The organism is Rothia nasimurium, assembly GCF_014217215.1.
In the GTDB taxonomy this organism is placed as follows: Bacteria; Actinomycetota; Actinomycetes; order Actinomycetales; family Micrococcaceae; genus Rothia; species Rothia avistercoris.
This window is the reverse complement of the sequence record NZ_CP056080.1, coordinates 1455213-1466383: the sequence shown is the minus strand read 5'-3', so window position 1 is coordinate 1466383 and position 11171 is coordinate 1455213. Positions and strand designations below refer to the sequence as shown.

Sequence of the window (11171 nt, the reverse complement as noted above, 5' to 3'; positions counted from 1 at the left end):
CCGGCGTCCTCACCGACACCCACCGAAGCCAGCCAAGGCCGGGTACCCTCGATTTGTTCTCCCGGAGCCACTCGCTTTGGGAGTTTTTTATGGATTTCTTGCGGTGGCTCTTCGACGCTCAAATTGCGATTGGCGAAAACCAGTCCCTCTTGGTGCGCGAAGTCCTTGGCAACATCTTTGGCCTACTCTCAGCCCTCGGCGGCATGCGCCGCAAAGTCTGGGCCTGGCCCGTCGGTATCCTCGGCAACCTGCTTCTGCTCACCGTCTTCTTAGGCACCCTCTTCGGGTCAACCTACGGCACCGCTAACCTGCTGGGGCAGGCAGGCCGCCAGATCATGTTTATCGCCGTTTCCGTCTGGGGCTGGTACCGCTGGAACCAAACCCGTAAGACCGGCGACGCAGGCCAGGCAGCAGTGATTCCCCAGTGGGCCAGCTGGCGCGAACGAGCTTTCATGGTCGCCTTCATGCTGGTCGGCACAGGTGCCTTGACCCCTATCTTCCGCGCTCTGGGATCCTACGAGCCGGTCTGGTCAGACGCCTGGATCTTCACCGGCTCTCTACTCGCCACCTACGGCATGGCTAAGGGCTGGGTAGAGTTCTGGCTGGTCTGGGTCGCCGTGGACGTGGTCGGCGTGCCCCTGCTCTGGTCAGCAGGCTACTACGCCAGCGCCTTCATGTACCTCTTCTACGGGGCCTTCACCCTCACCGGCTTCTTCGTCTGGTGGCGCACCCGCAACCGCGAAATGGGCAAGGTTGAGGTCGAAACAGCCTTCCCCGACCCCACCGTCGACGTACGCTAACCATGGCACACCTTACCGACACCCAGGCAATGGGCCTTGCCCTCGATAAGGCCCGCAAGGGCGTGCGCGGGGCTAACCCCCTGGTCGGGGCAGTAATTGTGGACGCCACCGGGCAGCTGCTTGCCACCGGCTGGCACCGCGGCGCCGGCAGCCCCCACGCCGAAGCCGACGCCCTAGCAAATGCGCGCAAAGCCGGCATCGACGTGCGCGGGGCCCGCATGTACGTCACCTTAGAACCCTGCAACCACACCGGCCGCACCGGCCCCTGCTCGGTCGCCATCGCCAAGGCCGGTATCGCCGAGGTCGTCTACGCTTACGCCGACACCACCGAGGACGCCGCCGGGGGAGCCACCTACCTGCGCTCCCAGGGCATCACCGTGCGCGGCGGGGTACTCGAGAACGAAGCCTACGCCCTCAACGCCCGCTGGTTCGCAGCAGCTGCCGGGAAGCGTCCTTTTGTCACCGCCAAAATCGCAAGCTCCCTCGACGGCTACATCGCAGCCGCCGACGGAACAAGCCAGTGGATCACCGGGGAAGAAGCCCGCGCCGACGGCCACGCCCTGCGCGCCCGCGCCGACGCCATCATGGTCGGCACCGGCACCGTGCAAGCTGATAACCCCCAACTCACCGCAAGGACGGGCACCGGGCAGCTCACCGAGCACCAGCCCCTGCGCGTGGTGGTGGGAGAAAGCGCTTTGCTAGAGGGTAGCCACCTGGCCCATTCTGTAGCAGAGGGCAGCGCCCTGCACTACCGCACCCGCGACCTAGCCACCGTACTCACCGACCTACACGCCAGGGGAGTATGCCACCTCATGGTAGAAGGCGGCCCCACCCTCATCACCGCCCTCATCCGCACCAACCTCGTCGACGAACTCTACTGGTATCGAGCGCCCCTGCTGCTCGGCGCCGGAAAACCAGCCCTGGGCGACCTCGGAATCACCAGCCTGAACCAGGCGGGGCGCTGGCAGCTTGACCACCTCACCCACTACCCGGCAGTGCAAACCTTGGGAACGGACGTCCGCACCCGGTTTGTACCTGCTCCGTAGAAATTTGGGGAGGCGAGGCAGGCTCACAGCGAAGCTGCTGGCTCGGGGCTGGCGTGAATCGCTTGTGAGCGCTAGCGAACCAGCGAGAGGGTCGGCAGCGAGCGTGAGCCTGTCACGCCTCCTATCCCACAGAAAATCTCATAAGTTCTGAAAGACTTCTTATGTTTACCGGAATCATTGCCGCTGTCGGCACCGTAGAATCTCTTGAACCCGTACTCGATAGCTCGGGCCGGGTCGAATCAGCCGTTGTGACCATCAAGGCGGGTCCGATTATCGACGACCTGGAACACGGCGGCTCCCTGGCCATCAATGGCGTCTGCCTGACCGCTACCCGCACCCGCGAGCTTGCCGACGGCTACTTCGCCGCCGACATGATGGGTGAAACCCTGCGCCGCACCAACCTGGGGCAGCTGGCCCCTGGCGCACGCGTCAACCTTGAGCGCTGCATGCCAGCCGACGGCCGCTTTGACGGTCACGTCGTGCAGGGTCACGTGGACGGGCTCGGCACCGTGGTCAAGGTTGAAGACCACGAATCCTGGCGTACCGTGCGCGTGCGCGTGCCGCGGGATATGGCAGCCCACCTCACCGAGAAGGGCTCTATTACTGTCTCGGGTGCGTCGCTGACCGTCACCGCCGTATCCCACCCGCAGGCCGACACCCACTGGTTCGAGGTAGGTCTGATCCCCGCAACACTAGAAGCCACCACCTTAGGCGAGCTGACCGTGGGCGATACCGTCAACCTCGAAACCGACGCCCTCGCCAAGTATGTGCAGCGTATTTTGGCGGTATCGGGGTCGGTTGCCGGCCTGGGCGTTACCCCCACCGGTAGCGCTGGTGGCTGGGAACACCGCGCCGCCGCCCTCGACACCATCGATCGGGCAGTTGCCGAAATTGCCCGGGGCGGGGCCGTCGTCGTGGTCGATGACGAAGACCGCGAAAACGAAGGCGACATCATCTTCGCCGCCGAACACGCTACCCCTGAACTCATGGGCTTCACCATCCGCTACACTTCCGGCGTCATCTGCGCCCCTATGAGCGCCGCCCGGGCAGATGCCCTGAACCTGCCGCCCATGGTCGCAGTGAACGAGGACGCCAAGGGCACCGCCTACACCGTCACCTGCGACGCCCGCGACGGTGTCACCACCGGCATCTCAGCCGCCGACCGGGCCCGCACCGTGCAGGTACTTGCCAACCCGGCGTCCTCTGCGGGTGACCTGACCCGCCCCGGCCACGTCCTACCCCTGCGGGCAGTCGACGGGGGAGTGCGCCAGCGCCCCGGCCACACCGAAGCAGCGGTAGAGCTCTCCCTGCTCGCGGGCCTATCGGGAGTCGGCGTAATCTCTGAAATCGTGAACGACGACGGCACCATGATGCGCTTCGATGCCCTTCGTGCCTTTGCCACCCAGCACAACATGCCCATGATTTCCATCGCTGACCTGGTCACCTACCTGCAGGAGCGCGACGATGACCGATAAAAACACCCTGGTAGCCAGCAGCGAGCCGGTGCTGGTACCCACCCCTCACGGCACCTTCGCCGTATCGGCCTACGAGTTTGCCGACGGCACCGAGCACATGCTCGCCACCGCAGTCAGCGCGGACGGACGCCCCCTCACCCCTGCGCAGGAAGGGCAAGACCACCTGGTGCGGCTCCATTCCGAATGTGCCACGGGCGACCTACTGGGATCCTACCGCTGTGACTGCGGGCCCCAACTCGAAAAAGCCCTCGCCACCGTACAGGAGCTGGGCGGTTCTGTGCTCTACCTGCGCGGGCACGAAGGGCGAGGCATCGGCCTGGTCAACAAGCTGAGAGCCTACGCCCTACAAGACGCCGGGGACGACACCCTCGACGCCAACCTACACCTGGGCTTCCCAGCAGACGCACGGGACTACACCCAGGCGTCCGCCATCTTGAAAGCAGCCGGGCTGACCCGCGTCCGCCTACTCACCAACAACCCGGCCAAGGCAGAAGCCCTGACCGAGCTAGGAGTGCAGGTGACAGGGCTGGTGCCCGATATTGTTGCGCCCCGGCCCGAAAACGAGCGCTACCTCGCCACCAAACGCGACCGTATGCGCCACATCCTCAACTAGGTACCATCTGAGTCAGAAAAACCCATCTAGTTTGTGGTCATTTCTGAATTAGCTGGTACCTACCCCAAACCCAACCCTAAGGAGAACACCATGAGCGGAGCAGGAGCACCCGCCCCCAAACTCAACCCCGCTGACACCGCAGGTTTGAAGGTCGCCGTGATTGCGGCGTCCTGGCACACCCAGATTATGGACGGCCTGCTCGACGGTGCCCGTCGCGCCGCAGCGGACGCCGGTATCGAACCGATCATCGTGCGCGTGCCCGGCACCTTCGAACTGCCGGTAGCCGCTGCAACCCTGGCTGAGAAGTACGATGCGCTCGTAGCCCTGGGCGTGGTCATTCGCGGCGGAACCCCGCACTTTGACTACGTCTGCGACGCCGCCACCAGCGGCCTGACTAAGGTCTCTGTAGAAACCAAAACCCCCGTCGGGTTTGGCGTGCTGACCTGCGACACCGAAGAGCAGGGCATCGACCGTGCTGGCCTGCCTGGCTCCACCGAAGACAAGGGCTACGAGGCCATGGCAGCGGCACTGGAAACCGTGGTGGCACTCAAGCAACTCTAACCGTCTTATCCATCTGCCCTCAAAATATCAAGGTATGCCAGGTTCACGCACCATGAACTTGGCATCCCAGTATATTTGGGGTTGATCTATTAGTAATAATAGAAAATCTTAACGAGCTGACCTAACGGAAAATTTGGACGAGTGCTAGGTGCTATAGAGTTGTGTTGAGCCTTTATCTGAAGGAAATCTATACACAACACACAATTCCGTGGAAGAAGTGAATCGTGCCCGCTATACATCGCACTCTTGCCCTTACTTTAGTTAGCCTTTTAGGCTTGGTAGGTTGCTCCAGCTCCAAAGAACCACTGACTGCTGCTGCTTCTAAGGAGAGCTCTACAACTGCTTCTGCAACAGTTATTCGAGTTATCGATGGAGATACTGTTGACGTTTCACTTGAAGGAACTGAAACACGAGTAAGACTTCTCAACGTGGACACACCTGAAACTAAGCATCCAAATAAAAACGTGCAATGTTTAGGTCCTGAAGCAGCTACTTTCCTTGAAGGAAAACTACCTGAAGGTACTGCAGTTACTCTTGAATATGATGTAGAGAAAACAGATAAATTCGGCAGGACGCTGGCTGGAGTATTCCTCTCTAACGGTGAGTTTGTGAATGAAGAGATTGCTCGTGCCGGTTTAGGTACTGCAGTAGTCTTTGAGCCTAATTCAAAGTTCTATCAAAGAGTGCTTAATGCTCAGAACAGTGCGGCTAACTCAGGCGTAGGTTTATTCGATTCTAACGTTGCTTGTAGCATTCCCGCACAGGCAAAAGCACTGCATGAAGAGCTCGCAGCAGCTGAGACTGTGGAAGAGGTCGAAGCTGTTATGGAAGAAGCAACTGAACTCATAGATTTGTTGAATGAGATTCCTTCTGAAGCTGAGTACGCATTTCTTGTAGGTCTTTCGAAGACCAATAAAGTTGGAAAAATTGTTTCGGAATTAACTGAATTAGTTGGTACAGCGAAGACTAAGAAAGAGACTCTGACGAATCCAGCGTCGGGGCAAAACGATAATGTCAATGATGCTGAATCAAATGCTGCTGAAGAGCAAGGACTTGCCAATGAGGTTGCAGAGCAAGCAACCGATGCGCAGGCTGAGGCTGACCGGATTGCCGCTGAGCAAGCAGCCGCTGCTCAAGCTGAGGCTGATCGGATTGCCGCTGAGCAAGCAGCCGCTGCTCAAGCAGAAGCTGAACGACTTGCTGCCGAACAAGCAGCCGAGGCAGAGCGTCAACGGCAGGCACAGCTGAATCAGCCAGCTCCAAACCCGGCACCTGATTTGAATCAGCCCGCCCCGGCGCCTGATTCCGCACCTGCACCGGACACTAACCCTTACCCCGGTTATACTGGGCCTCGTTGCTATGCACCCGGTGGTAAGAGCTGGACCCCCTGCCCGAACCGCTAATTCTTTTAGACAAAATAGCTCTTCTGTCTTCTTAGAAGGCAGGAGAGCTATTGCATTGAAATGCTTGTTTTTCAGGTCCAGGAGCTTAGCTCTAGAACCGTGGTGGCACTCAAGCAGGTCTAAAAGTAGTAAGCAGGGTAAGCTTGTGGTCAGATAAACCATGACACATAACGCACCCACCTATAAGCTACTGGCTCTGCTCGGGGAATCACTGATCCGCAGCGGAGCCAGCTCTGCAACCACCACAAAAACCCTCCTCGCAATAAGCTCAGCGGCTGGCCTGCGCGGCGTGACCGTCAGCGTCACCATGGGTCAGCTCATCATCAGCGATTCCCGCGGCGAGGGCCAGCTTCCTTACACCGAAATCTTCGACATCGCCCCCGGCAGCCTAGCAATTCAGTGGCGCTCCAAGACCGAGAAAATAATTGAAGGTCTACTCACCGGTGACATCACCACAAATCGGGCTATCGAGCTACTGGAAGAAGAGGACACCGGCCTTCACCCCGTTCACTGGGGTGTTTCTTTGCTGGGGTCAGGTCTGCTGGGTATCGGGTTTAGCCAGCTGCTCGGGGCAGGTAACTTCACAACCGTGGGCGCTTTCCTCGCTTCCGTGCTCGTTGCGGCTGTGTACCGGTGGGTCAAAATTGCGCGGGCACCCGGCATTTTTCGCTACGCCCTGGCCGGGTTCGTGGCGGTGACGGTTGCAACCCTCTTCAACCTGGTGTCACCCGTCGGGGCGGACGTCGCCATCACCGTCGTCTCGTCCCTAGCCGCCTATCTGGCTGGGGTTGCCGCCTATGCTGCGGTGCAGGATTCCATCATGGGCTGGTATTTGTCTGCGGTAGGACGCCTGTTGGACGCCCTTATATGCACGGCAGGTTTGGTAACAGGTGTGGCTCTCGGTATCGGGGTGGCCGGCTGGTTCGTTGATGATGAGTTCCGGTTTATTCGCACCCTCGATACCGAAACAGCCCAGATTCTTGACCCCCTGCTAGGGGCCGCGCTGGTCAGTCTGGGCTTTGCCCTGACTTGCGGAGGCAGAAAGGTGCAGCTGCTGGTGCTTGCTGCCACCGGCTTACTGGCTCACGGTCTCTATCTTGTAATAGAGGCACTGGGGCTTACCCCCTATGGGGCTATCGCCCTGACAGCTGTGCTGGTAGGCGGGGCCTGCGTCCTTCTCTCAAAGCCCCTGCGTCTAACCTCTAACGCCATTATGACGGTGGCCTTTCTGCCGCTCTTCCCGGGCATGCTCATCTACCAGGGAATTCTAGGCACTATCTTTGCTACCGACGGCGCTCTGGAAACCCTGGGGCAGGCCCTGCTGACCACCTACTGCCTGTCGGTGGGTGGAACCGCGGGCCAGTATCTCTTATCAGAACTGATGTGGGGTATTCGCCGGGCACAGTTCAGCAAGACTAAACCCGGGGAAAAATTCGACAAGGTCATGGTCGATGAGCTGAACGCCCAAGATATTATTCTGCCGGTCTTCAGCAAGCCCTTTTCAAAAGTGACCGAAAGATGAAATCTAAACCTGCCCGGTAACGCCAGCACCTCAAAGAGCGGTACGCTAGAGACCGTGAAGAACTTTGAAACCCTATTCGCAGAGCTAGCCGAAAAGGCTGAAACCCGCCCTGAGGGCTCCGGCACCGTTGCGGAACTCGACAAAGGCGTGCACTTTATCGGTAAGAAAATCGTAGAAGAAGCAGCGGAAGTCTGGATGGCCGCTGAATTCCAGTCTGACGCCGAGTTCGCTGAAGAGGCTTCACAGCTGATTTACCATTTGCAGTGCATGATGATCGCCAAGGGACTGACTCCCGAAGATATCTACAAGTACCTCTAAACCATCACTGCGAAGGAATAACCTATGCTGCGCGTTGCAGTTCCTAATAAGGGCATGCTTTCTCAGGCTGCCATCACCATGCTGACCGAGGCTGGCTACCTCCAGCGCCGCGACTCCCGCGAGCTGGTGCTCGTTGATCAGGACAACGAGGTTGAATTTTTCTACCTGCGCCCCCGCGACATCGCCGTGTACGTGGGTGAGGGCACCCTGGATGTCGGTATCACCGGTCGCGACCTGCTGCTCGACTCCGGCACCCACGCTGAGGAAGCGCTCAAGCTCGATTTTGCCCGCTCCACCTTCCGCCTGGCAGGGCCCGCCGGTACCTACACCGACCCGTCCGAACTTGAAGGTAAGCGCATCGCCACCAGCTACAAGCGTCTGCTGACCGACTATCTGGAACGCTCCGGTATCAACGCGTCGGTGGTGCGCCTGGATGGTGCTATTGAGTCCTCGATTCGTTTGGGCGTTGCGGACGCGATCGCCGACGTCGTGGAAACCGGCAACACCATGCGCGCAGCCGGCCTGGAACCTTTTGGCGACCCGATTATGCGCTCCGAGGCCCTGCTGATTAAGCGCCCCGGCGTTGAGGACCACGCCGGTCTTGAGCGCCTCCAGCGCCGCCTGCAGGGTGTGCTGATTGCCCGCCAGTACGTGATGATTGACTACAACATCGAAGAGGCTAACCTTAAGGCTGCCACCACCCTGACCCCCGGCCTTGAAGCCCCGACCATCTCGCCGCTCTCACGCGAGGGCTGGGTTGCTGTGCGCTCCATGGTGCCGCGCAAGGCAGCGAATAAGGTCATGGATTCCCTCTACGACATCGGCGGCCGCGGCATCCTAGTCACCGCCATTCAGGCTGCGCGCCTGTAACTTTACCCGGCGGCGTCCTTGCCCCTGATATGGGCGGACGCCGCCGCTTCAGTTTTGCTTTCAAGGAAAGGGGGCGCGCCCGTGGGTGTTGCCATTCGTGTTATTCCGTGTCTTGATGTGGACGCCGGCCGCGTGGTCAAGGGCGTCAAGTTTGAGGGTCTGCGCGACGCTGGCGACCCGGTAGAACTCGCCAAGCGCTACAACGCTGAGGGCGCCGATGAGCTGACCTTCCTGGACGTCACCGCCTCTTCTTCGGACCGTCAGACCACCTTCGATGTGGTGTCGTCAACCGCTGAACAGGTTTTTATCCCGCTGACCGTGGGCGGGGGAGTGCGCACCGCTGAGGACGTCGACCGCCTGCTACGCACCGGCGCCGATAAGGCCTCTATCAACACTGCCGCTATTGCCCGGCCCGAGGTGATCAACGAGATTACCGAGCGGTTTGGGTCCCAGGTGCTGGTGCTCTCGGCGGACGCTAAGAAGTCGGATGCTACCCCGTCAGGCTATGAGGTAACCACCCACGGCGGCCGTACATCCACCGGCCTTGACCTGCTTGAATGGGTTGCTGAGGCCCAGGAGCGTGGTGTGGGCGAGATCCTGCTGAACTCCATTGACGCCGACGGCACCAAGGCCGGCTTTGACCTGCCCATGATTCGCGCGGTGCGTTCTGTCGTCACCGTACCCCTGATTGCTTCGGGCGGCGCAGGCGCAGCCGAGCACTTCCCACCCGCCATCGAAGCAGGCGCGGACGCCGTCCTCGCAGCTTCCATTTTCCACTTCGGCGAGGTCAGCATTGGCGAAGTGAAGGACGCAATCCGAGCGGCAGGGTACGAAGTACGGTAGGAGAAGACGAGTAAGGCGCACCAGGCTCACGCTGGATGGAGCCCAGCAGATTCCGAGCGCGCGAGGAAATAAATCTGCGGGCGGAATAGGCGCAAGCCTGACCCTCACGCCCCGCCTGACGGCGGATTGCGTTCGCTCTTGTGTGCTCGCGCGCTCGCACCCGCTCACTTCATCGAGCCAGCAGCTTCGCTGTGAGCCTGGCTTGCCTTACTTCTTCAACTCAAATAGATTTTTCCCCTAACCAACTTCTATTCAGCTGGGTATTTACTTCCACTGGCGTTTGATCTCATCGATTAAATTTTGGTCATGTGTGAGACCAAGGCGCTCAGCGAGAATTTTTAGAAGTTCGAACTCTTGCTTACTGATTTTTCCATCAACAGCAGCCGCAATTACAGCAGCCCGGTAAAGTTTCGGAGCGCTTTCGATTGAGACTGATTTAATCAGTTTCCACAGATTTTCTTCGTCTATTTCTATCTGGCTCTTGAAAGAATTGATAAATTGCTGAAATTCTTCTCCTCTATCATCGTTTTTCTCAGCAAAAACAGTGAGGTAGTGCAGAAGAAGTCGTTCCTCGTCTTTGATGGTTTTGTCAATATTCATAATCCACCATAAAGTCGCGAGTAATGTCTCAATATGTTCGGCATGGTCGACAATTCGTCGAGAGGCTTCAATGATTTGTGCTTCTCTACGAAGTAAGATCTTGGCTCGTTCTCCTGCCGCTACAGTCATCCATCGATTTACGGCAACTGTTAAGGGAACAGAAACACCGGGGATAGCGAATTTAATGATGTTGCGCTGAAGAAGGTACTTCCCTACAACTGGAAGGCTCCTAACTGCTGTAAGTGTAGCGCCGCTGAATATCTTTTTGATGATAGGACGGATAAAAGCAGGTAATGCCTTCATCGCCGCACCACCAGTAGCTTCACCAGCCTTGATTCCGAATGCCAGCTTCACCAGTTTCCAAGTATCATTTGGATCATTTATATCCAGTGGTATCCCATAGAGCACTGAAATATCATGTGTCATGCGGAGTTGTAAATAGGAGGTATAGCTCAAGTCGATGACGAAACTCACGCCGCCAGCAGGTAGAGTCAACGGCGAAGAACCACCACCCGAACCGATTGTTGCAATAACAGCACCTGTATAAGCACTTGAGCTAAGCGCCCCCTCGATAGCTGCGTAGTTCGCAGCCATTTTGATACGGGCATCGACGATAGCGTCGGGAGGAAGATTCGGGTATTTCTCTTTGAAATACTCCGCATCAACCATAGTCGCATATTGGTTGAGAGAGTATGCAAGCAGTTTTGCGAACCAGTCTCCGCTCTTTAAATCATCCATCGATAGCTTGGATACAAACTCTCGAATTCGCTTAACTTCTTGTTTTACATGTTTTTTCTCTTCTTCAGGTGAAGAGATGTCCTCATTAATCGAGCTAGTCATACGGACCTCGTTGTCACTAATAAAATGGCCCATTGTATCGTCCCTTCTGTGAAGAAGCACATGCAAAGTAAGGATATTCTCTGCTACAAACTTCGTAAATTATACTATCACTCGATGTGCCCCCCCGGGCTGTGACCCATCGGACAGGCCTTGCAGTGAGAAAATATCAGCAATACCGGATAACCCAGTACTTGTTTTTGTATGTTTTATCTTGTCCTGGCCGAACACTTTTTCAGCCGTAAAATTAGTTGCTGGCCTTGTGACCGAAACTTATACCTTC

11 protein-coding genes are annotated in these 11171 nt (G+C 58.0%); 10 read left to right on the top strand and 1 reads right to left on the bottom strand.

Features of this window, described 5'->3' with window-relative positions; all coding sequences use genetic code 11:
- The first annotated feature begins 89 nt into the window (after positions 1-89).
- The 10 genes from pnuC (at position 90) to hisF (ending at position 9451) form a co-directional block, all read left to right on the top strand.
- Positions 90-800 (top strand): nicotinamide riboside transporter PnuC, encoded by a 711-nt coding sequence (pnuC, locus tag HWU94_RS06745; protein WP_185173046.1) that lies wholly within the window; start codon positions 90-92, stop codon positions 798-800.
- 2 nt (positions 801-802) lie between these two features.
- A complete protein-coding gene (gene ribD, locus HWU94_RS06740; protein WP_185173045.1) occupies positions 803-1846 on the top strand; it encodes a bifunctional diaminohydroxyphosphoribosylaminopyrimidine deaminase/5-amino-6-(5-phosphoribosylamino)uracil reductase RibD in 1044 nt (347 codons plus the stop codon).
- Positions 1847-2007: 161 nt separating this feature from the next.
- Positions 2008-3321: a 3,4-dihydroxy-2-butanone-4-phosphate synthase gene (gene ribB / locus HWU94_RS06735; protein ID WP_185173044.1), complete on the top strand. Its 1314-nt coding sequence runs from the start codon at positions 2008-2010 to the stop codon at positions 3319-3321.
- Positions 3311-3934, top strand: coding sequence for a GTP cyclohydrolase II (locus tag HWU94_RS06730; RefSeq protein ID WP_185173043.1), 624 nt, complete (start codon positions 3311-3313; stop codon positions 3932-3934). The genes ribB and HWU94_RS06730 overlap by 11 nt, the downstream gene beginning before the upstream one ends.
- 90 nt (positions 3935-4024) lie before the next feature.
- On the top strand, positions 4025-4495 hold the full coding sequence (gene ribH, locus HWU94_RS06725; protein ID WP_185173042.1) for a 6,7-dimethyl-8-ribityllumazine synthase: 471 nt from the start codon (positions 4025-4027) through the stop codon (positions 4493-4495).
- Positions 4496-4719: 224 nt separating this feature from the next.
- A complete protein-coding gene (locus HWU94_RS06720; RefSeq protein WP_185173041.1) occupies positions 4720-5898 on the top strand; it encodes a thermonuclease family protein in 1179 nt (392 codons plus the stop codon).
- Positions 5899-6058: 160 nt separating this feature from the next.
- Complete coding sequence (locus tag HWU94_RS06715; protein WP_185173040.1) at positions 6059-7420, top strand: threonine/serine exporter ThrE family protein; 1362 nt, start codon at positions 6059-6061, stop codon at positions 7418-7420.
- A gap of 54 nt (positions 7421-7474) precedes the next feature.
- Positions 7475-7738 carry a phosphoribosyl-ATP diphosphatase gene (locus HWU94_RS06710; RefSeq protein ID WP_135012131.1) on the top strand — a complete coding sequence of 88 codons (264 nt, stop codon included), beginning with the start codon at positions 7475-7477 and terminating at the stop codon, positions 7736-7738.
- Between the two features lie 24 nt (positions 7739-7762).
- Positions 7763-8608 (top strand): ATP phosphoribosyltransferase, encoded by an 846-nt coding sequence (gene hisG, locus HWU94_RS06705; RefSeq protein ID WP_185173039.1) that lies wholly within the window; start codon positions 7763-7765, stop codon positions 8606-8608.
- An 81-nt stretch (positions 8609-8689) separates the two neighbouring features.
- Entirely contained in the window at positions 8690-9451 is a 762-nt protein-coding gene (hisF, locus tag HWU94_RS06700) for an imidazole glycerol phosphate synthase subunit HisF (protein WP_185173038.1), read from the top strand.
- A 264-nt stretch (positions 9452-9715) separates the two neighbouring features.
- Here hisF and HWU94_RS06695 read toward each other — a convergent pair whose 3' ends face one another.
- A complete protein-coding gene (locus HWU94_RS06695) occupies positions 9716-10891 on the bottom strand; it encodes a hypothetical protein (protein ID WP_221625831.1) in 1176 nt (391 codons plus the stop codon).
- Between the last annotated feature and the right edge of the window lie 280 nt (positions 10892-11171).